This is a genomic window from Zobellia sp. OII3 (genome assembly GCF_002211465.1).
GTDB classification, from domain to species: Bacteria; Bacteroidota; Bacteroidia; order Flavobacteriales; family Flavobacteriaceae; genus Zobellia; species Zobellia galactanivorans.
Map to the genome: position 1 here is coordinate 83,454 of NZ_MWRZ01000003.1, position 21,987 is coordinate 105,440.

The following is a 21,987-nucleotide window of genomic DNA, read 5'->3' on the forward strand; positions in this document are numbered from 1 at the left end:
TTTTAAGTTTAATTTTGTTAATCAATCGTTAAAGGGTCTTATCGTGCCCTTCAAATCTCGAACTTTGATTTTTTAACGTTGATATAAAAGTAATAAGTTAATCACGAACCTATGTCAGTCGTTGCCAAAATCTTTTTCTTTGGTCTGTTTTTTGATGTGGCTTTAGATCAATTGATGGGGTATGCTTAAATCAGGGGAAAACAGAAGCATCGCATACTTAGATGCAATATTCAACGTTATTAATTTAATTAACGGTAATACATATTTCTAGTTAGAACACTATGCTAAAAAAAATCACCGCTTTTATCCCTGCTTTTCTGGGAATGGTTTCTATGGGAGTCGCCCAAGAAACTAAAATTTACACTCACGATCAAAAAGAATATCAAGATGCCCTGGCGCTCTACAACAATGAGCAATACCAAGCGGCACAATCTATCTTTGCAAAGGTCAAGGAAAATACCGATAACCTAGAGACCAAGGCTAACAGTGCCTATTATGAGGCCAATGCGGCGGTGCGTTTGAACCAGCTCGGGGCCGATAGGTTGATGGAAGATTTCGTGGCCAATTATCCTACCTCCACAAAAAGGAACTCTGCTTATGTGGATGTGGCCGAGTATTATTTTGAAACGGGAAAATATCCGTATGCCCTGAAATGGTACAATAAGGTCGATCAAGGGGCGCTGTCCCGAAAAGAGATGGACAAGTTCAATTTCAATTATGGGTATTCCCTTTTTTCCTCCGGAAAACAAAAACAGGCTGAAAGCTATCTTCAGAAAGTTGAAAATTCACCCGTCTACGGGTCTCAGGCCAAGTATTACATGGGGTATATAGCCTATCAGCAAGATGATTACGATACGGCCAACCAACGTTTTGACCAGATTCAAGATCCTGAAATTCTTGAGGAAAAGATGGATTATTATCAGGCCGATATGAACTTTAAGCTGGGCAAGTTCGATCAGGCCATTGCTTTGGCAAAGAAACAAATGGCCAAGGGCGACCGTAAGGAAAAATCGGAACTCAGCAAGATCATAGGGGAGAGTTACTTTAATTTAAAGGACTATGCCAGTGCAGTCCCCTACCTTGAGGATTACAAAGGAAAAAAAGGAAAATGGAGCAATACCGATTACTACCTTTTGGGATATTCATACTACAAGCAGGGCGACTATGCCAATGCGGTACAACAGTTCAATAAAATCATAGGGGGTACCAACAGTGTTTCCCAAAACGCCTACTACCACTTGGCGGAGTGTTATTTAAAATTAGATAAAAAACAGGAAGCCCTCAATGCGTTTAGAAACGCTTCCCAAATGGATTTCTCGCAAGAGATCCAAAAGGATGCCTATTTGAACTATGCCCGTTTGAGTTATGAAGTGGGGAACGCCTATGAGCCCGTTCCCCAAGTTATTACCGATTATTTGGATAAATATCCCGACAGTGCCCACAGGGAAGAGATGCAAGAGCTTTTGGTAGACTCGTATATTACTTCCAAGAACTTTGCGGGGGCGATGGAGCTGCTTGAGAAAAATAAAAACTACGCCAGCAAGGCTACCTATCAAAAAGTAGCGTATTACCGTGGTATAGAATTGTTCATGAACGGTGATTACCAAGCTGCGGCCGAGAACTTAGGAAAATCATTGGCGAGTGCCGAAGACAATCTTTTTAGGGCCAAGGCCAATTATTGGAAAGCCGAGGCGGAGTATGCCCTCAATAACTATGGCGATGCCTTGGTAGACTATATCCAATTTCAACAAAATCCGGCGGCGAAATCGACCGAAGAATATAAGGAGCTCGATTATAATTTAGCATACACCTACTTCAAGTTGAAGGATTATGGTAATGCCATATCGTACTTCGGTAATTTTACGAGTGCGGGATCCAAGGATACACAGAAACTATATGATGGTTACTTGCGTTTAGGCGATAGTTATTTCGTAACGAGTAAATATTGGCCGGCCATTGAAACCTACAACAAGGCCCTTTCCCTATCCGGACCGGAAAAAGATTATGCTGCGTACCAAAAAGGGATCAGCTATGGTTTTGTAGATCGACGCGATACCAAGATCGAAGAGTTGCGAAGGTTTGTTTCGGCCTATCCGAAATCAAGCTTGAAGGATGATGCCCTCTTTGAGTTGGCCAATACCTTGATCTCTACGGGGCAGGAACAGCAGGGACTTCAGACCTACCAACGTTTGATCAACGAATACAAGGGGAGCTCGTTGGTGCCACAGGCCATGATGCGCCAAGGTTTGGTTCATTATAACGCCAACCGAAACGAACAGGCCTTGACCGAATTTAAGTCCGTTGTACATAACTTTCCCAATACCCAAGAAGCGATTCAGGCCGTGGCCACCGCTAAGTTGATCTATGTAGATTTAGGTCGGGTAGATGAGTATGGCGAATGGGTGCAAAAACTCGATTTTGTTGAGGTGAGCGATAGTGAACTCGATAATGCCACTTTTGAGTCTGCCGATAAACAGAATATGGAAGGCAAAAAAGATGCGGCCATAAAAGGCTATGAAAGCTATATCAAACAATTCCCTAACGGTTTGCATTCGGTTAAGGCCAACTTTAATCTGGCCCAACTCTATTTTGCAAAGGGCGAAAAGGAGAAGGCATTACCTTACTACATTTTCGTTGCCGATAAATTGGGCAGTGAGTTTGCAGAGCAGTCCTTGACCAGGGTTTGTGAAATCTATATCGGAAAACAAGACTATGCAACGGCATTGCCTTATCTACAGCGTTTGGAAAGCCAAGCCGACATTCAGCAGAACCGAACCTTTGCCCAGTCGAACCTTATGAAGGGCTACTACGAGCAAAAGGATTACGATAAAACCTTAGACTATGCGGAAAAGGTTTTGGCCACGCCGATCATCGATAACCGCATCAAAAGTGATGCACAGATCATGATAGCGCGTTCGGCCATTGCCACGGGCGATGAGGCCAAGGCTGAACAGGCCTACGCCGATGTGTTGAAAATAGCCTCGGGGGCGACGGCGGCCGAAGCACTTTATTACGATGCCTATTTTAAGAGCAAGGCCCAAGATTATGAGAACTCGAACATATCCGTCCAGAAATTGGCGAAAGACTATTCGGGCTATAAGGAATGGGGTGGAAAAGGCTTGATCATTATGGCCAAGAACTTCTACGCCTTGGGAGATGCATATCAGGCGACCTATATTTTAGACAGCGTAATCGGCAACTTCGGCCAGTATGCTGAAATTGTGTCGGAAGCCAAAAGTGAATTATCGATCATCAAAGCCAAGGAGGCCAAGAGCAATTCATCAGTGAGAACCGATTGAAATTGAAAATAGATTTAACACGATTGAAAATTGAATTTGAACGGGGCCTTATAGAACCGGTTTCGTTTTACAGGTGTAAATTCAAAAAAGAACACAGAATGCACAAACATATAAAGCTTAGCCTTATTTTTCTTACCGGTGTCTTTCAATTTGCCATGGCGCAAGAAGAGGAAAAAGACGATATAGGTACTGAAACCGTTACCGTTACCAAGGCCTATACGCCAACGATCAACGATGCCTTTAAAATCAAGACCATGCCCAATCTCAATGATTCCATCGTCTTGCAAAAGAAAAAGATAAACTATAGTATTTTTTCGGTTCCGGTGGCTTCGACCTTTACCCCGGCCAAGGGTAAGGCTTCTGCCGTAAAGAAAACCCCGCCGCCCGTATTGTACAATTCATATGCTTCGGCCGGTGTGGGCAACCCTGCCAATTTAATGGGAAAGTTTTACACCAGTAGGACTATCGACCGCGAGTCTGGTTACACATTGGGCTTGGGGCATAATTCTTCCCGTGGCGATATTGATGGTGTGGCCCTAGACAATATTTATTCGAATACTGAATTGGATGCCAGTTATACCAAACGCGATAGCGATTTTGATTGGGGCGTGAACATTGGGGCGCAGCATCAATTGTACAATTGGTACGGTATTCCCGATGCTACTTTTACCAAAGAAGAGGTAGAGGCCATCGATGAACGTCAAAATTATTATATGGCCGAAGCATCGGGGCACATTAATGTCGAGGATTCGTACTTTGAAAATGCAAAACTAGAGTACCGAAGGTTTTGGGATGCCGTGAAATCCGGTGAAAACAGGGCCGTTCTCAAAACGGGCTTTTCATTTCCCGTGGCCGAGGAAAACCTAGGAATCAAAGCTAAGGTCGATTATGTGAGCGGTAGTTTCGAAAATTCCAGTCTTAATAATCCCGTCAATACGCCCGGAATAGATTACAGTAACCTCCAAGTAGGTATTAGCCCGAGCTTGGCATTGGCCAACGAGGATTTTTCCTTGAACCTAGGGGTGAACCTTGTGTATGGCCTTGATATGGAAAACAGCGATGGTAATTTTTATATCTATCCCGCGGTTACCGCATCGTACAGATTGTTGGATGATATGGCCATATTGTATGGTGGGGTAGAGGGAGATTTGATGCAAAACTCCTATTTTGGTTTTGTGGAAGACAACCCCTACGTGTCGCCAAGTTTGACCATTGTTCCTACCGATAAGCAGTATGATGCCTATGTAGGTCTAAAAGGCCAGATTTTGCCTAATTTGAGCTATAACGCAAAACTGAGTTATACTACCGAAAACAGAAAGGCGCTCTATAAACTCAACCCTAGAAACGATGCAAGAACGGATGAAAAAGGATACTACTACAGTAACTCGTTCGAGGTGTTCTATGATGATGTCAAGACCATTGGGGCTTTTGGGGAATTGAATGTTGATGTGAACCGTAACTTTACCTTGGGGGTCAATGTAGAATACTTTAATTATAACACCGAAACCGATAACCCCGCTTGGAACTTGCCCAATCTCACTAGTTCGCTGTTTATGGATTATCAAATCGGCGAAAAATGGTATGCAGGTGCAAACTTGTTTTATGTAGGCGAAAGGGATGATGTCGCTACCATTGCTACGGCCAGTGGCAACCCTGCCGACTTTTTCGCGACCCCTATCACATTAGATGGATATTTTGATGCGAATTTTCACGTCGGATACCGATGGAACGACCAACTTTCCTTCTTCTTGAAGGTGGCGAATATTGCCAATAATAATTACCAGCGTTGGGCGAACTATCCCGTTCAGGGATTGCAGGTTATGGGCGGATTGACCTATAAATTCGATTTGTAATCCGTTTGTGAAATGGGGTAAAGTGTATTCGACCGATTTTTTTTAGGCTCTCGTCTATGGACCGCTTTGGTTCATACCAGATTAGCTACTTTTGGTAGTATTGCTTAAAGAAAATTGAACATGCTCCGCAACCACTTCAGTAAATCGATAGCTCCCTACGCTATTTCGACTTTTTCTAATTTCTCCTTTAAAAGGAAAGTGGCCCGTTTGGGTAGTCTGGCTTTGGTGGTGGTGATTGCCGCTTGTGGCTCCGATGATACGACTACTACTTCCGATATCGATACCGATGGCGATGGTATTTCGGATCAAAATGAACTTCTCGACGGCAGTAGTAAGAGCAATCCTTGTGATCCCGAACAGGGAGCGGGTTATACGGGTTACGATGCCAATAATAGTATTTGGTTGAGTGGCGATTGTGATACTGATGGAATTACGAATGCCGATGAACTGGCCAATGGTACGGATCCCTATGTGAACGAAATTACCGATAGCGATGGTGATGGGGTTCTTGATTTTCAGGAAGACCTTGACGGAACCGATAAAAACGACCCTTGTGATCCCGTACAAAATGAAGATTATACCGGTTACAATGCGGCACATGCCATATGGAAGAATGCCGACTGCGATAATGATGGTGTAAATAACGGTGATGAGGCTACGTCGGGTAGCAATCCCTACTTGTACGATACGGTATATGCCGTTGCCGATTTTCTTCCGACCTTGGCTGACTTAAAAATATTTAGGGGCAACCCAGCGGATTTGATTCCCAATAATACTTCATACGAATACAGCTTGAGTACGCCGCTGTATACCGATTACGCCCAGAAATTTCGGACCATATCGCTTCCTGAAGGGGGGCAAATGACCTACAATGGGGAGGGCCTTTTGGTATTTCCGGATAGTACCGTAATCAGTAAGACCTTCTTCTATTATAATGATGAAAGAGACCCATCCCTAGGAAAAAAAATAATTGAAACGCGTGTGTTGATCAAGGTCAATGGTGCTTGGAGCATGGGCAATTACCTATGGAACGAAGACCAGACCGAAGCTGTTTTAAGTGTTGAGGCCCCCACGGTACAAATAAGTTGGATCGATAGTGCGGGAGCGAACCAATCCGTAGGGTATACGGTGCCGTTTTCGGTCAATTGTACCCAGTGTCATGGCCTGAACAGTATTACTGTGCCTATTGGTCCGAAAGCGAGAAATTTGAACTTTGTTTACAAGGGTAAAAACCAACTACAGAATTTTATTGATAAAGGCCTGCTTTCTGGGGCACCTTCGGTTACGGAAATCGAAAGGCTTCCCGATTGGATCGATGATTCTTTTACGCTTGAGGAGCGTGCCAAGGCGTATATGGACGTCAATTGTGCACATTGCCACCAGCCAGGGGGATACCATCCCTCAAATGAGGGACTTCGACCTGATCTGAGATATGAGGCCTCCTATGCGGAAAGCCATATCGAAGATTTCAAAGAAGATATCCGGTCCCGTGTGGGAACCGATCCCGGTTATGGTCCGTCAATGCCGCTTGTAGGGGTTTCCGAATTGCATACGGAAGGCGTAGACCTCATACAGGCCTATATAGACTCATTGGACTAAAATAGCTTTGTCGCTTGCCGTGTATGGGCAACGTATTTTTGGGACGTCTAAATCCACTACTTTTTATTTTTCTATTTTAGGGTGGATTTAAATGCGCTAAAATGGCCCGATTTTCAGTAAGGCAGATGATTTTTCTTTGGCTTGGGGTGTGTATTTCGCTCCCTGTACGGTCGCAAAATTTGGTTCCTAATCCAAGTTTTGAAAGCTTTCTGCACTGCCCAGGCCACCTCGGTAACTTTAGTACGGATGTAGAAGGTTGGTCAACGCCCACTGCCGGCTCTACCGATTATTTTAATAGCTGTAGCCTAGAAATGGGGACCCCTAAGAACTTTAATGGGGTGCAACCTGCAAACTTCGGAAAAGGTTATGCCGGACTTTATTTGTTCGCGCCCGATGACTACAGGGAATATTTTCAGGTCGAATTGACCGAGACCTTGCGCAAAGGGACTAGGTATCAGGTCTCCTTCTATGTGAGCCTGGCCGAACGTTCCGATTTTGCCGTCAAGGAATTCGGGGTGCTTTTCTCGAACAACAAAATAGCGCTTCCTATAAAAAAGGAACTTTCTAAAAAACGCTTGTACCAGGAAAAGAACAACGTCTATAACTATCTCGAAATTGGCTATTCCAATTTTTATTCCGATACCCAAGATTGGGTATTGGTGCATACACGGTTTGAGGCAAAAGGCTCCGAGAAGTACTTGGTCATGGGGAACTTTAAGGATAATTCCCGAACTCGACTTTTTCAGACGAAGCGAAATGCCAAACAAGGGGCGTATTACTATGTCGATATGGTAGAAGTAGTGGAAGACCAAAGCGATGAGGTAAAAGCGGATGCCCCTATTGTGGGTAGGGCATCAAAACCTTTTGAACTGGATAAGACCCATGTCTTTGAAGACGTACTCTTTACCTTTGATAAGGCTACCTTGCTTGAAACGGCCAAGGTAGAGGTGGATAGAATTTATTCCTTCCTATCTGAACATAAAAATTTGAATATTTCAATAAATGGCTACACCGATACCGTGGGAAACGAAAAATACAATCGATCTTTGTCGGAAAGGCGTGCCAAGGCAGTGGCCGATTACCTCCTTCGGTTGGGACTCGAAAAAAATCGGGTGGCTTGGAAGGGGCATGGGGGTAAGTGGCCCATTGCCAGTAACGCTACGGCCCAAGGGAGGAAACGGAACAGAAGGGTCGAATTTGTTATCAGCGGCCCCAAGCCTTGATTTATACTTTTTTTCTAATAATCGGAATAGTCGGTGGGGTAGAGCAGCATAATATCGGCCTTGCTCACATTGTTCTGATATTTTGGTTCTGCCTTTAGTTTTAGCCATTTTTCAGCGGTTCTAAAAGCGTCCCAATGGGCATCCCTTGATTCCATATCCTTGAAAGTGGTCATGTACATAAGGTTGGGCATACGGTCGCCCGACAGAACTTCGGCATAAAACACGGCATTGAAGCCCAAAGATTCGAAAAGTTCCACTTCCCCTCCGGCATTGAACATATCCACCTTGTTTTGAAATAAGGCCTCGGTAGCCGATTCGTAGCTCCTTAGTTCATATACCCGTTCTTTTTTGGGGCCGGTGATTTCTGTCGCCTTCATCGTCGGCATTTCGGAAAAGGCCTTCATCAAGGTAGAGGAGATACGTTCGTATGGTGCGTTGTCGTGGGAGGCATTAATGTAGTTGGCACCTGCCGAGATATAGCTTTTGTCTTGGGCGATCATAGCGTCTAAGGTCAAAAATTGCTCAAGGGAATCAAAAGGTATCAGTACATATATTTTATGATCGGAACCTTCTTTGTTGGGAATAGGTTTGAAGGCCCCTACGTTTTCGATTCCGCTTCTCTTCAAGGCGGGCAGGTAGGCTTCTTTTAAATATTGGTCGACTACTTTTTCTTGATGGCTGTCCTTTAGAAAATAGGTTTTTAATTGATAAAATTGGAGGTCTTGCCCTTGGGCCTGCTCTGAAAAGGCAAACACAAAAATTAAAATGGTCGTTACAAAAAATGTGTTTACCGATTTTTTCATGATGGAGGTGTATATGGTGTTGAATGTACCAAATCTAACAAAGAACCCCTTTAAAACCTAATTAAGGACAAGATGAGGGGCAATTCGTTTACGCCCTTCTTTCGATGTGGCATTGTCTCGTTTTTTTGAAAGAATCGATGTATCTTGCAATAAAGAAAATGAATATGGATTTAAATCTTGCGGTACTTATAGATGGTGATAATATTCCTTCGGCCTATGTTAAGGAAATGATGGAGGAAATTGCCAAATACGGAAACCCCACGATAAAACGTATTTACGGGGATTGGACGAACCCACGTCTTGGAAAGTGGAAAAACGTGCTTTTGGAAAATGCCATAACCCCCATTCAACAGTATGGCTATACCCAAGGCAAAAACGCCACCGATTCGGCTATGATCATTGACGCCATGGATATTTTGTATTCGGGCAAGGTCAATGGTTTCTGTCTCGTGAGCAGTGATAGCGATTTTACGCGTTTGGCTACGCGATTGCGCGAAGCGGGAATGCAGGTTTTTGGTATTGGGGAAAAGAAAACCCCCAATCCCTTTATTGTGGCCTGTGATAAGTTTATCTACATAGAGATCCTTAAAAAGGATGAAGAGGAAGAAGATAACGCCGTCAGTGCCAAAAATCAAAAAACGGCAAAGAGTAATGTCGATAGGATAACGGCCAAGGAAATACGCTTGATCGCCTCTACCATAGACGATGTGGCCGATGATGATGGCTGGGCCTTTTTGGGCGATGTGGGCAGTCTTTTACAGAAAAAACAACCGAATTTCGATTCGAGAAACTATGGTTTTCAAAAGTTGACCCCATTGATAAGCTCCATAAAATCAATAGAAGTGGAGCGACGCGAAGATTCCAAAGGGCGTAAAAAACTCATTTACGTGAAAATGGCCGAAAAGCCTAAATCGCGATCTGCAAAATAATAAGGACCATATGTTCGTTTTAGTTAGATAAGCCCGTTTTAGAATGGGGCCTAACGAAATTCATCCATGGAAGATATGAGAATTATAAAAAAAAATCTGTTTGCCTTATTGGCCGGTGCTATGCTTGTACCTAACTTAAGTGTGGCCCATCCTACAATTGTTGACGAAGCGATGGAAATCATGGTTTCTTCGGTGCAAGAAAATGGAATTTACGGTAGATGGGGATATACCGCAGAAAGTGCTCCTGAACAATATCGTAGGGGAGGACTCGCCATTTTTGAGGAAAACGGACAGAACAAGGTAGTGGTCAAGTTTGAGGAAGCCGATGTTTTTGGTCAAAATGTGAAGGTGTCGGGAAATACCATTCGTTTTAAGTTCACTTATGAAGGTGCTACTTTTGATGTGGAACTCACCGTAAAAGGAGATACCTTGACCGGTAACTATACTTCCCCTGATGGCACGTATAGCATAAAGGCCGATAGGTTGAAAGTGATGTAAGTACTCTCGAATTTTAAGTGACCTAGGAGTAAACCGAATAATGTGTACATTTAGAGGGTTAAAACACACTGGGTTATGAAAAATATATTGCTTTTGGTATGTCTATGTCTTCTGGCGTTCCAACCTGCCAAGGATAAAGTGGATTTAATTGTTGTCAATGCCAATGTCTATACGGTAGATAGTGGATTTACCAAGGCCGAAGCCTTTGCCGTGCAAAACGGAAAATTCATAGCCGTAGGAACTTCTGCGGAAATCCAAGCAAAATATACATCCGATAATATAGTAAATGCCCAAGGGAAAACGATAACTCCCGGGCTTATTGATGCCCATTGTCATTTTTTCGGATTAGGGCAAAAACAACAGGTGGTCGATTTGACCGGTACCAAGAGCTATAATGAGGTGCTTGAAAGCGTCAAGGCCTTTCAGGAAAGCCAGCCGAAAGATTTTATTCTAGGGAGTGGATGGGACCAAAATGATTGGGAAGTAAAGGAATTTCCGACCAAGGAAAAACTAGATGCCCTGTTTCCCGATACCCCTGTGGCCTTAGTACGAATCGATGGGCACGCGCTCTTGGTCAACCAAAAGGCATTGGATAGGGCGGGCATTGGTGTTGATACCAAGGTCGAAGGCGGTGAAATTGTTAAACAAGACGGGAAGTTGACAGGTGTGTTGGTCGACAACCCTATGGATATGGTCTATGCCGTAATCCCCGGTGGGGATCGGGCCAGCCAAACCAAGGCCCTAAAAGACGCCGAACGTATTTGTTTGGATTATGGTCTTACCACGGTAAACGATGCGGGACTTGATCGGTCGACTATAGAACTCATCGACAGTCTTCATCAGACCGGAGACCTGTCCATTCGGGTATATGCTATGGTAGGCGCATGGGAAAGTAACTTAGAGTACTATCTAAAACGCAAACCCTATAAGACCGAACGTTTGAATGTGCGCTCGGTAAAAGTATATGGTGATGGGGCCTTGGGCTCGAGGGGTGCCGCTTTGCGGGAACCTTACTCCGATATGCCCGGTCATTTTGGGGCCATGGTTACACCGGTGTCCCAAATAGAGGATCTTGCCCAATCTATTGCCAAAACCGATTTCCAGATGAACACCCATGCTATTGGCGATTCGGCCAACGTGGTGGTTTTAAGGGCTTATGAAAAAGCGCTGAAAGGCCAGAAAAATAGGCGCTGGAAGGTAGAACACGCACAGATTATATCTCCTGAAAATTTCGATTATTTTAAGAACGGCATTATTCCTTCCGTACAACCTACGCACGCTACCAGTGATATGTACTGGGCTAAGGATAGAATTGGGGAGGAACGCGAAAAAGGGGCGTATGCCTATAAGACCTTGTTGGATAAAGCGGGAACCATTGCCCTAGGTACCGATTTTCCCGTGGAACAGGTGAATCCCCTTCTTACCTTCTATGCTGCGGTGGCCCGAAAAGATTTGGAGGATTACCCCAAGGGGGGCTATCGGATAAAAGAAGCCTTGACCCGAGAGGAAACCCTAAAGGGAATGACCCTATGGGCGGCCTACTCCAACTTTGAGGAAGATGAGAAGGGTAGTGTAGAAGTGGGGAAGTTTGCCGATTTTGTCGTCTATAGCGATAATCTTATGGAAGTACCCATAGAAAAAGTACCGGAAATCAAGGTGGAACAGACCTTTGTGAACGGAAAACGACTACATTAAAAACAAAAAAGCCGAAGTAATTTACTTCGGCTTTTCTTATTATAGGGTTCAGGTGCAATTACATTTTTGCTGCGGCGATCGGAACGGCCACTCGGATTTTGTCCCAGCCCATTACCATTTCAAAACCAGCTCCCGCTTCTTTGAAGGCGATGGAGAATTCTTCCAAGGAATTCGAATCTTTCGAACTAGGTGCCTTAACACGTGCAACATCGGCACTTTCATCATACGAATAGGAACCCCATTGATTCAAGTTTTTGTTCAAAATAACGGTCCATTCGCTTTCCCCGGGTATGGTAAAGATGGAATAAGATCCCGCTTTGATTTGTTTTCCGCCAAAAACTACGTCGGTGTAGAAGGTGATTTCCGCTGCTTCATTGGCACCGGTGCGCCATACTTTTCCTGCAGGGGCAAGTTCAGATAGCGAACGACCCTTTAGCTGTGGGCGGCTGTAGATGATACGTACCGTTTTTTCGGAAACCTTGTAATCGGTAGGGTAAGAAGCCATATCCATCGGGCTTTTGTCCAACCCACTGAATTTCTGTGCGATAGCATCGGTTGAAACGGTCATCGTAAGGGCCATAAAGGCTACAAAAAGTGCTTTTTTCATAATTGTGTTTGTTTTGTGATAAATCTAATTAGTATTCAAGGTAAAATCAATTAAAAAGTCGTTAAAATTGGTAGTACTTACAGAAAAGATGATTTTTAAAGGAAATCGGCCAAAAGAATAATATAATTGAGTTTAAATGTATTTTTGTGTGTTAATATGAAATCATTAGTGGTGTTTGTGTTTTATAAATGAAAGTTTAGTTGCATTTTTGCTTTCAAATTAGAAATAAACAAAGCGTTATGTGTGGAATTGTATGTGCATTTGATTTAAAGGAAAGTTCAGATGTTTTAAGGCCCCAGTTGTTGGAGATGTCTAAGAAAATTCGTCACCGTGGCCCGGACTGGAGTGGTATTTACGCAGATGAGAAGGCCATATTGGCCCATGAGCGTCTGGCCATTGTTGATCCAGCTTCAGGTAAGCAACCCTTGTTCAGTGAAGATAATAAATTGGTTTTGGCCGCTAACGGCGAAATCTATAACCATAGGGAATTGCGAAAGCAATTCGACGGAAAGTATAATTTTCAGACCGAATCCGATTGTGAGGTGATTTTGGCCCTTTACCAAGAAAAGGGAGCCGATTTCCTTGATGAGATGAACGGTATATTTGGTTTTGCCATCTACGATACCGAGAACGATTCTTATTTTGTGGCCCGTGACCATATGGGAATTATTCCATTGTATATCGGATGGGATCAGAACGGTACTTTCTATGTAGCTTCGGAATTGAAAGCTTTGGAAGGCACCTGCACCAAAATAGAACTCTTTCCTCCAGGACATTATTTGAGCAGTGAAGATGGGGAGTTCAAAAGATGGTATTCAAGGGACTGGATGGAGTACGATGCCGTAAAGGAAAATGAAACAAGCATTCAAGAGATCAAGGAAGCCTTGGAAGCGGCGGTACACCGTCAGTTAATGTCCGATGTGCCTTATGGTGTGTTGTTGTCGGGGGGGCTTGATTCCTCGGTTACTTCGGCCATTGCCAAAAAATACGCTCAGAAACGTATCGAGTCCGGTGACACTACCGATGCTTGGTGGCCTCAGTTGCATTCGTTCTCCGTAGGTCTTGAAGGTTCCCCTGACTTGGCGGCCGCCCAAAAAGTGGCGGACCATATCGGTACGGTACACCACGAGATCAAATTTACCATTCAAGAAGGCTTAGATGCTATCAAGGATGTGGTCTATAACTTAGAGACCTATGACATAACTACCATTAGGGCCTCTACACCTATGTACCTTATGGCTAGGGTAATCAAGTCTATGGGGATAAAAATGGTGCTTTCCGGCGAAGGGGCCGATGAACTTTTCGGAGGATACCTTTACTTTCACAAGGCGCCGAACGACAAAGAATTTCATGAGGAAACGGTACGTAAGCTAAGCAAATTGCATATGTACGATTGTCTCCGTGCCAACAAATCGCTTGCGGCATGGGGTATTGAGGGCCGTGTGCCCTTCTTGGACAAAGAATTTATAGATGTAGCCATGCGTATCAACCCTAAAGACAAGATGATCAATGGCGAACGTATGGAGAAATGGGTGGTGAGAAAGGCTTTTGAGGATATGCTTCCCGAAAGCGTGGCATGGCGTCAAAAAGAACAGTTTTCAGACGGTGTAGGGTACAGTTGGATCGATACCTTAAAGGAAATCGTGAACGAAGAAGTGACCGATGAACAATTGGCCAACGCCAAGTTCCGTTTCCCTGTCCAAACCCCGACTTCGAAAGAGGAATTCTACTACCGTTCTATTTTTGAATCGCACTTTCCATCCGATGCAGCTGCCCTATGTGTTCCTCAGGAAGCCTCGGTGGCCTGTAGCACGCAAATTGCCCTTGAGTGGGATGAAGCTTTTAAAAACATGAACGATCCATCCGGTAGGGCCGTGGCAAACGTTCACGATGACGCCTATTAGAAGGGGTTAGATCAATAATCGTTTAATTAGCTAGGAAATCGACCTGCTGCGCTATAAATGCCGGCAGGTCTTTTTATTTACAGTTATATGTCCGGCAGGGACAGGTCTTGGTCTAAGGGGCGCAAAAGATGAGGCCTGTGGGGAGTGTTCGAAACCTTGATTTCTTCGGTTTTAATCAGGGAAACATAGGCTTTAAAACCATATAGTTCAAGGCGGTTTTCCCTAATTGTAATTTTCCACAATCTTTGTTGATAACTTAGGGGTTATAACTGTGTCATAACCCTATATTCTATGGGGTTTTGCGTATATTTGTGAGATTGCCAAAAATTAAGTTTAACAACCAGTTAATTTTATGAGCGAAGAAGCAAATAAGGAAGAAAACAAAAAACAATATTCGGCGGACAGTATCCAGGCCCTTGAGGGAATGGAGCATGTGCGTATGCGTCCATCCATGTATATCGGTGATGTAGGCGTTAGAGGTCTTCACCATTTGGTTTATGAGGTGGTTGACAACTCCATAGATGAAGCTATGGGCGGTCATTGTGATACAATTAGTGTCATCATAAACGAAGACAACTCCATTACGACCCGTGATAACGGTAGGGGTATTCCGGTGGACTTGCATAAGAAGGAAGGTATTTCCGCTCTTGAGGTGGTAATGACCAAAATCGGTGCCGGTGGTAAGTTCGATAAAGATTCCTATAAGGTGTCCGGTGGACTTCACGGGGTGGGTGTTTCCGTAGTGAACGCCCTTTCTGATAGGTTGAAGGCTACCGTATATAGGGATGGTAAGATCTGGGAGCAGGAATACGAACGCGGAAAGGCGCTGTATCCGGTAAAGAGTATCGGTGAGACCGAAGAAAGGGGTACTATGGTAACCTTTCATCCCGATGATCAAATTTTTCAGCAAACCATAGAGTATAGTTACGAAACTTTGGCGAACCGAATGCGAGAGCTTTCGTTCTTGAACAAAGGTGTGACTATCAGTATTACCGATAGAAGGCAAAAAGACGAGAAAGGTGAATTCCTTTCCGAAACCTTTTATTCGGATGAAGGTCTTAAGGAATTTGTTAAGTTCCTAGATGGCAATCGTGAACCGTTGATCCAGAGTGTTATCTCAATGGAAGGCGAGAAAAACGACATTCCCGTTGAAGTGGCCATGATCTACAATACGAGTTATACCGAAAACTTGCACTCGTATGTAAACAATATCAATACACATGAAGGGGGTACGCACCTTTCGGGTTTTAGAAGGGGTCTAACGACTACTTTGAAAAAATATGCCGATGCTTCGGGAATGCTCGAGAAGTTGAAATTCGAGGTTCAGGGTGATGACTTTAGGGAAGGTCTTACCGCTATCGTTTCCGTTAAGGTGGCCGAGCCTCAGTTTGAGGGGCAGACAAAAACTAAACTAGGAAACCGGGAAGTATCTTCGGCGGTTTCCCAAGCGGTTTCTGAAATGTTGTCCGATTATTTGGAAGAACATCCTGATGATGCCAAGGTTATCGTACAAAAGGTAATCCTTGCCGCGCAGGCGCGTCACGCCGCTACCAAAGCTCGTGAGATGGTACAGCGTAAGACCGTTATGAGTATAGGTGGTCTACCCGGGAAACTTTCGGATTGCTCCGAACAAGATCCCACACAATGTGAAGTCTTTCTTGTTGAGGGAGATTCTGCGGGCGGTACGGCAAAAATGGGCCGTGACCGTAAATTTCAGGCGATCCTGCCTTTGAGGGGTAAGATCCTGAACGTTGAAAAGGCTATGCAACACAAGGTCTTTGAAAACGAGGAAATAAAAAACATTTATACCGCATTGGGGGTTACCATAGGTACCGAAGATGATAGTAAGGCGTTGAACCTAGAGAAATTGCGTTACCATAAGGTGGTAATCATGTGTGATGCCGATGTTGACGGTAGTCACATTGAAACCTTGATCTTGACCTTCTTCTTTAGATATATGCGCGAACTTATAGAAGGTGGGCACGTTTATATAGCGACCCCGCCATTGTACTTGGTGAAAAAAGGTTCTAAGAAACGTTATGCCTGGTCTGACAAAGAGCGTGATGAAATCGCCGATAGTTACAGTGGAGGTGTAAGTATTCAACGTTACAAAGGTCTGGGTGAGATGAACGCGGAACAATTGTGGGATACTACCATGAATCCTGAATTTAGGACCTTGCGTCAGATTACGATAGACAATGCAACCGAAACCGATAGGGTATTCTCCATGTTGATGGGGGATGAAGTTCCTCCTCGTAGGGAGTTTATCGAGAAGAATGCCGTTTATGCGAACATTGACGCATAGGAATTCGGTTTCTTTTACAACAAATATTCGTCCGCCAATTGGCGGACGAACTGTTTTAGGGGTATTGCCATACTCCTAAAACCTTGGATGCGATTTTGGGGTCCCCTTACCTTGTTCGTTCTGCTGTATGGAAAAAAAGGATGGGGTTTTAGGAAGTTTACCGATGATGTGACGGCATTACCTTGGTTCGGTAGGGGGTAAGCGTGCCTTGAGGCTTTCTCGAGTTATTGGGGCGGCTATTTATTGTCGCAGGCTTGTGTTTTTGTGGCTTACCATGGCGGCCTCCGTCTTATGATTATGGGGTATGGACTCGAATATGGGTGGGCCCATCGTTTGTCAGCTGTGCGGATATTTCGGTCGAAGCGGAAGGTAGGATATTAAAAAAGCCATATTCATTTAAGAATATGGCTTTTGCGTATTTGAAACCTAGTAAAATTGTTATTCCCGAACGGCTATTACGTTGCCGATGGCATCGGCCAAGGTATTGCCTTCTTCCGAAGATTTCATCGAAAGCACTTGGTCCTCCATGTCCGTTCCAGGATAAGATATAATGTATTTGTCATTCTCGTAGCTCCATTTAAAATCGGTCTTAAAAGTGATGCTGCCGTTTATTTTTCGGTGGTATCGACCTAAGTAGGCGTCGTTGAATATCCATTCTTTTCGTACGGTTTGTGACTTTGCGGTGGTACTGGCCGGAGCCACTTCAATATCTGACCAAATACCGATTACGGGATTGTCGTTTTCGGGAATCCGTGAGCAGTTGCTGACGAGAATGATGGCTATTATTGATAATAATGAAAAGACTTTTTTCATTGTGATGTTTTTTTTGGTGATTAGGGGATTTTATACTTTAAGAACGGCCAATTGCAAACTCCTATTGCTATAATTCGACGTATGGCAACAAAAGGCTTTATTCTTCGTTAAAGCGCATTTAATTTTAACAGGAGTGCATTTCACCGAGTATTTCGTCGAAGATATTTCTGCCATTTAACCTACTTTTCACGGTAGTTTTCTTTTCAGATTGTTTATTTTTGGAAACCCTTTTGAAAATTTGGTTTCTAATCGGTCTAAATCGGTTCTTTGACAGCTAATGTCAGGTGTAATTGGTTTGGTATCAAATCAAAAGGTCGAAAAAAAAGTCTTTAATAATAAATAAACCATAACAAATGAAAGTTACCGTAGTAGGGGCAGGAGCAGTAGGTGCAAGCTGTGCCGAGTATATAGCCATTAAAAATTTTGCATCTGAGGTGGTCTTGTTGGATATCAAGGAAGGATACGCTGAAGGTAAGGCAATGGACTTGATGCAAACCGCATCGTTAAACGGTTTCGATACCAAAATTACAGGTGTAACCAGTGATTATTCTAAAACGGCCAATAGTGATATTGCCGTAATTACTTCCGGTATCCCGAGAAAACCAGGGATGACCCGTGAAGAATTGATAGGGATCAATGCAGGGATCGTAAAAACGGTGTCGGCCAACCTTGTCGAGCATTCACCTAATGTGACTTTGATCGTGGTAAGTAATCCTATGGATACTATGACTTATTTGGTACACAAGACTACAAGTCTTCCAAAGAATAAAATTATAGGTATGGGCGGTGCTTTGGATAGCGCACGTTTTAAATACCGTTTGGCCGAAGCATTGGAAGCTCCGATTTCCGATGTTGATGGTATGGTAATAGGTGGGCACAGTGATACGGGTATGGTCCCGTTGACTTCGCACGCTACAAGAAACAGTATCCGTGTTTCCGAATTCTTGTCTGAAGACCGTTTACAACAGGTGGCCGAAGATACTAAGGTCGGTGGGGCCACTTTGACGAAGTTGTTGGGTACGAGTGCATGGTATGCACCAGGTGCTGCCGTTTCTGGGCTTGTACAGGCTATTGCTTGTGATCAGAAAAAGATTTTTCCATGTTCTACCTTATTGGAAGGTGAATACGACCTTAACGATATCTGTATAGGTGTACCTGTTGTTTTGGGTAAAAACGGTATCGAAAAAATAGTCGATATTCCTTTAAGCGAAGCTGAAAAGGCGAAAATGCAGGAAAGCGCGGCAGGTGTTAAAAAGACCAACGGGCTTTTAGAATTATAGTCGCTCAGTCCTATGAAACTCTAACATCTGTTCCGGAAAAATTTCCGGGGCAGATGTTTTCATTTTACAATAACTCTAAATATATTGTCAATTCCTATGGGAAAATCATATATTTGCACGCTGTTATAAAAAGCACGCAATTAATTCACATAACCAATGCAGAATAAAGGACTTATTAAGCTTTTTGCCCTACTCTTTGGGCTAGTAAGTATCTATCAGCTATCCTATACTTTTATAGGTGGTAAGGTAGAAAACGAGGCAAAAAGGTATGCGGAAAGCCGCATTTCAGATGCTGAAGAGAATTATGTTTCCAAACGTGAAGCATTAGAAGCTAGGTATTTAGACTCGATCGGAGATCAGTCGATACTTGGTTTTACCAATTATAATGAAGCTAAGAAAAAAGAGCTGAACAAAGGGCTTGACCTTAAAGGGGGGATTAACGTAACCTTGCAGATTTCCGTTAAGGATATCTTGAAAGGGTTGGCGAACAATACCAAAAACCCCGTGTTCAACAAGGCATTGGCTGACGCTGAAGCGGCTTCCAAAAACAGTGACGATACATTTATCGAGCTTTTTTTCAATGCATTTGACAAAATAAAGGGTGATACAAAACTAGCGTCTCCCGATATTTTTGCGAATAAAGAGTTGAGCGGCGAGGTTAATTTTCAAATGACCGATGATGAGGTTAAGCCTATCATCCGAAGAAAAATTGACGAATCTATCGTATCGGCTTTTGAAGTACTTCGTGAGCGTATCGATGGTTTTGGTGTAACACAGCCCAATATTCAACGTGAGGGTAATTCAGGACGTATTTTGGTGGAATTGCCAGGTGCCAGGGATATCGCCCGTGCACAAGACTTGTTGTCCAGTACGGCACAACTTGAGTTCTGGGAAACCTACCAACCTAACGACCCTGAGCTACAAGGCTTCTTTTTTCAGGCTAACGAAAAGCTAAAATCATTGGTCGATACCGATGAGGCTGACGAACCTGTTAAAAAGGAATCTGAACTTGATTCACTTCTTTCCGACGTTTCCCAAGATTCATTGGATATTGCCGGTCAGCGTAATCCCTTGTTCGATAAATTCCAATTAGGGGCGCCTAGCTATGCTGTTGGTGTTGCCGCTATTCAAGATACGGCCGAAATCGGTTCTTACCTAAGAATGAAAGAAATTAGGAGATTGCTACCTGCTAGTATGCAATTTGCCAAGTTTTTATGGGAGCGACCTACCGAAGGTTCTGAAATAGTTGAACTATATGCCTTAAAGTCAAACAGGGACGGTACTCCAAGAATCAGTGGTGATGTGGTGAACGATGCACGTGATGAGTTCGTGAACGGGAAGCCTGCGGTTACTATGAGCATGAATACCAAAGGTGCAAAGGAGTGGGAGAAACTTACGGGTGATGCCTATAACAACAGAACCGGTATTGCCATTGTATTGGATAATAAAGTATATACAGCCCCTGGTGTTTCCTCAGGACCTATATCAGGAGGTCGTTCTGAGATTACGGGTACCTTTACGGTTAACGAAACAAAGGATATTGCCAACGTATTACGTGCTGGTAAATTACCGGCATCGGCTGAGATCATTCAGTCAGAGGTGGTAGGTCCATCTTTGGGTCAAGAAGCTATTGACAGTGGTTTTATGTCGTTTATGATCGCCATGGCCATTGTATTGGTCTGGATGGTTTTCTACTATGGTAAGGCCGGTGGTTTTGCCGATATAGCCTTGTTGTTGAACATTCTATTGATTTTCGGGGTCTTGACCAGCTTAAGTGCGGTATTGACTTTGCCGGGTATCGCCGGTATCGTTCTTACCATTGGTATGTCGGTGGATGCGAACGTACTGATCTTTGAACGTATAAAAGAAGAGTTGGCTAAAGGAAAAGGAAAGTCCTTGGCCGTAGCCGATGGTTTTGGCAATGCGCTTTCTTCTATTCTCGATGCTAACATTACCACGGGTCTTACTGCAATTATCCTTTTTATCTTCGGATCAGGTCCGATCAAGGGTTTTGCAACAACCTTACTTATTGGTATCGTAACTTCATTGTTTACCGCCATATTTATCACTCGTCTATTGGTAGACTGGTATATTGACGGTAAGGGACGTACACTTGAGTTCTCAACTGGATTGACAAAAAATCTTTTCAAGAATATCAATATCGATTTTCTTTCCAAAAGAAAGATGGCCTATATCTTGTCTGCTATATTGGTAGGGGTAAGTGTTTTCACTTTATTGACCAACGGATTACAGCAAGGGGTCGATTTTATAGGGGGACGTTCGTATCAAGTGCGTTTTGAGCAGGCGGTTAGCGCTTCTGAAATCGCTTCCGAACTGAACGATGTCTTTGGTAGTGGAACAAATGTAAAAACATTTGGTGATGCCAACCAGATCAAGATAACCACACCTTACAAAGTAGATGTAGAGGGTATTGAAGTAGATAACGAGATTCAGAATAAATTGTATACCGCCTTGCAGAAATACCTTCCAGACGGTATTAGCGAGCAGAGCTTTAAAATTGGTTCTGGTGATAAATCCATAGGTATTTTACAATCTGTAAAGGTTGGGCCTACTATCGCCGATGATATTAAGAATAACGCTTTCTTGGCCATTTTGGGCTCTTTGGCGGTAGTGTTCTTGTATATCTTGTTCCGTTTCCGTAAATGGCAATTCTCTTTAGGGGCGGTAGCGGCAGTGTTTCACGATGTTATGATCGTATTGGGGATCTTCTCGTTATTCGGTACGGTTATGCCGTTCAACATGGAAATCGACCAAGCCTTCATTGCGGCCATATTGACCGTAATCGGATACTCCTTGAACGATACCGTGGTTGTTTTTGACCGTATTCGTGAGATTATAGGAGAGCGAGGATGGCGTGGAGGCGACAATATCAATTTGGCCCTTAACAGTACATTGAGCCGTACGTTGAATACGTCTTTGACTACCTTGGTAGTATTGTTGGCCATATTCACCTTCGGAGGGGAATCGCTTAGAGGATTTATGTTCGCTATGATAATAGGTATTATTGTAGGTACATATTCTTCATTGTTTATCGCTACGCCGGTGATGTATGACACATTGAACAAAACTGCAAGGGCAGGTGGCCTGGTTAAGGATGATGCCGAGGCAGAAAAATAAATTTCTCTATATTTGAGGAGTTAAGAACTAACTAACTCAAT

14 protein-coding genes are annotated in these 21,987 nt (G+C 43.6%); 11 read left to right on the forward strand and 3 right to left on the reverse strand.

All coding sequences use genetic code 11. The annotated features are described in order from the left end of the window. Positions 1–281: 281 nt before the first annotated feature. The 4 genes from B4Q04_RS11145 to B4Q04_RS11160 all read left to right on the forward strand — a co-directional run bounded on the left by B4Q04_RS11145 (position 282) and on the right by B4Q04_RS11160 (position 7,974). Positions 282–3,299, forward strand: a complete 3,018-nt coding sequence (locus tag B4Q04_RS11145) for a tetratricopeptide repeat protein (RefSeq protein WP_088696871.1) — start codon at positions 282–284, stop codon at positions 3,297–3,299. Between the two features lie 98 nt (positions 3,300–3,397). Further along, on the forward strand, positions 3,398–5,152 hold the full coding sequence (locus B4Q04_RS11150) for a TonB-dependent receptor (protein ID WP_088697018.1): 1,755 nt from the start codon (positions 3,398–3,400) through the stop codon (positions 5,150–5,152). A gap of 120 nt (positions 5,153–5,272) precedes the next feature. Continuing rightward, a complete protein-coding gene (locus B4Q04_RS11155) occupies positions 5,273–6,751 on the forward strand; it encodes a hypothetical protein (RefSeq protein ID WP_088696872.1) in 1,479 nt (492 codons plus the stop codon). Between the two features lie 101 nt (positions 6,752–6,852). Further along, positions 6,853–7,974, forward strand: a complete 1,122-nt coding sequence (locus B4Q04_RS11160) for an OmpA family protein (RefSeq protein WP_088696873.1) — start codon at positions 6,853–6,855, stop codon at positions 7,972–7,974. 14 nt (positions 7,975–7,988) lie between these two features. Here B4Q04_RS11160 and B4Q04_RS11165 read toward each other — a convergent pair whose 3' ends face one another. Next, entirely contained in the window at positions 7,989–8,777 is a 789-nt protein-coding gene (locus B4Q04_RS11165) for an NIPSNAP family protein (protein ID WP_088696874.1), read from the reverse strand. A 164-nt stretch (positions 8,778–8,941) separates the two neighbouring features. On the opposite strand from B4Q04_RS11165, the gene B4Q04_RS11170 reads away from it, so the two are divergent. From B4Q04_RS11170 to B4Q04_RS11180, 3 genes are all read left to right on the forward strand, one after another. Beyond that, positions 8,942–9,706: an NYN domain-containing protein gene (locus B4Q04_RS11170; protein WP_046287927.1), complete on the forward strand. Its 765-nt coding sequence runs from the start codon at positions 8,942–8,944 to the stop codon at positions 9,704–9,706. A 75-nt stretch (positions 9,707–9,781) separates the two neighbouring features. Next, a complete protein-coding gene (locus B4Q04_RS11175) occupies positions 9,782–10,204 on the forward strand; it encodes a hypothetical protein (RefSeq protein WP_123772366.1) in 423 nt (140 codons plus the stop codon). Between the two features lie 75 nt (positions 10,205–10,279). Then, on the forward strand, positions 10,280–11,899 hold the full coding sequence (locus B4Q04_RS11180; protein ID WP_013994087.1) for an amidohydrolase: 1,620 nt from the start codon (positions 10,280–10,282) through the stop codon (positions 11,897–11,899). A gap of 58 nt (positions 11,900–11,957) precedes the next feature. Here B4Q04_RS11180 and B4Q04_RS11185 read toward each other — a convergent pair whose 3' ends face one another. Then, a complete protein-coding gene (locus B4Q04_RS11185) occupies positions 11,958–12,506 on the reverse strand; it encodes a DUF2911 domain-containing protein (RefSeq protein WP_013994088.1) in 549 nt (182 codons plus the stop codon). Between the two features lie 239 nt (positions 12,507–12,745). Between B4Q04_RS11185 and asnB the strand changes: the two genes are divergently transcribed. Further along, complete coding sequence (gene asnB, locus B4Q04_RS11190) at positions 12,746–14,410, forward strand: asparagine synthase B (RefSeq protein ID WP_013994089.1); 1,665 nt, start codon at positions 12,746–12,748, stop codon at positions 14,408–14,410. A 352-nt stretch (positions 14,411–14,762) separates the two neighbouring features. Further along, positions 14,763–16,715, forward strand: a complete 1,953-nt coding sequence (gene gyrB / locus B4Q04_RS11195; protein WP_013994091.1) for a DNA topoisomerase (ATP-hydrolyzing) subunit B — start codon at positions 14,763–14,765, stop codon at positions 16,713–16,715. A 438-nt stretch (positions 16,716–17,153) separates the two neighbouring features. On the opposite strand, the gene B4Q04_RS11200 is transcribed toward gyrB, so the two are convergent. Then, positions 17,154–17,528 carry a hypothetical protein gene (locus B4Q04_RS11200; protein ID WP_013994093.1) on the reverse strand — a complete coding sequence of 125 codons (375 nt, stop codon included), beginning with the start codon at positions 17,526–17,528 and terminating at the stop codon, positions 17,154–17,156. A gap of 353 nt (positions 17,529–17,881) precedes the next feature. Between B4Q04_RS11200 and B4Q04_RS11205 the strand changes: the two genes are divergently transcribed. Next, on the forward strand, positions 17,882–18,808 hold the full coding sequence (locus tag B4Q04_RS11205) for a malate dehydrogenase (RefSeq protein WP_013994094.1): 927 nt from the start codon (positions 17,882–17,884) through the stop codon (positions 18,806–18,808). A gap of 156 nt (positions 18,809–18,964) precedes the next feature. Further along, positions 18,965–21,946, forward strand: coding sequence for a protein translocase subunit SecDF (secDF, locus tag B4Q04_RS11210; protein WP_013994095.1), 2,982 nt, complete (start codon positions 18,965–18,967; stop codon positions 21,944–21,946). Positions 21,947–21,987 lie beyond the last annotated feature (41 nt).

Excerpts from the sequence above, each read along its gene's own strand:
- B4Q04_RS11170 (WP_046287927.1), top strand. The coding sequence starts at position 8,942 with ATGGATTTAAATCTTGCGGTACTTATAGATGGTGATAATATTCCTTCG.
- B4Q04_RS11205 (WP_013994094.1), top strand. The coding sequence starts at position 17,882 with ATGAAAGTTACCGTAGTAGGGGCAGGAGCAGTAGGTGCAAGCTGTGCC.
- secDF (WP_013994095.1), top strand. The coding sequence starts at position 18,965 with ATGCAGAATAAAGGACTTATTAAGCTTTTTGCCCTACTCTTTGGGCTA.
- B4Q04_RS11150 (WP_088697018.1), top strand. The coding sequence starts at position 3,398 with ATGCACAAACATATAAAGCTTAGCCTTATTTTTCTTACCGGTGTCTTT.
- B4Q04_RS11165 (WP_088696874.1), bottom strand. The coding sequence starts at position 8,777 with ATGAAAAAATCGGTAAACACATTTTTTGTAACGACCATTTTAATTTTT.
- B4Q04_RS11180 (WP_013994087.1), top strand. The coding sequence starts at position 10,280 with ATGAAAAATATATTGCTTTTGGTATGTCTATGTCTTCTGGCGTTCCAA.
- B4Q04_RS11160 (WP_088696873.1), top strand. The coding sequence starts at position 6,853 with ATGGCCCGATTTTCAGTAAGGCAGATGATTTTTCTTTGGCTTGGGGTG.
- gyrB (WP_013994091.1), top strand. The coding sequence starts at position 14,763 with ATGAGCGAAGAAGCAAATAAGGAAGAAAACAAAAAACAATATTCGGCG.
- B4Q04_RS11185 (WP_013994088.1), bottom strand. The coding sequence starts at position 12,506 with ATGAAAAAAGCACTTTTTGTAGCCTTTATGGCCCTTACGATGACCGTT.
- B4Q04_RS11175 (WP_123772366.1), top strand. The coding sequence starts at position 9,782 with ATGAGAATTATAAAAAAAAATCTGTTTGCCTTATTGGCCGGTGCTATG.
- B4Q04_RS11145 (WP_088696871.1), top strand. The coding sequence starts at position 282 with ATGCTAAAAAAAATCACCGCTTTTATCCCTGCTTTTCTGGGAATGGTT.
- B4Q04_RS11155 (WP_088696872.1), top strand. The coding sequence starts at position 5,273 with ATGCTCCGCAACCACTTCAGTAAATCGATAGCTCCCTACGCTATTTCG.
- B4Q04_RS11200 (WP_013994093.1), bottom strand. The coding sequence starts at position 17,528 with ATGAAAAAAGTCTTTTCATTATTATCAATAATAGCCATCATTCTCGTC.
- asnB (WP_013994089.1), top strand. The coding sequence starts at position 12,746 with ATGTGTGGAATTGTATGTGCATTTGATTTAAAGGAAAGTTCAGATGTT.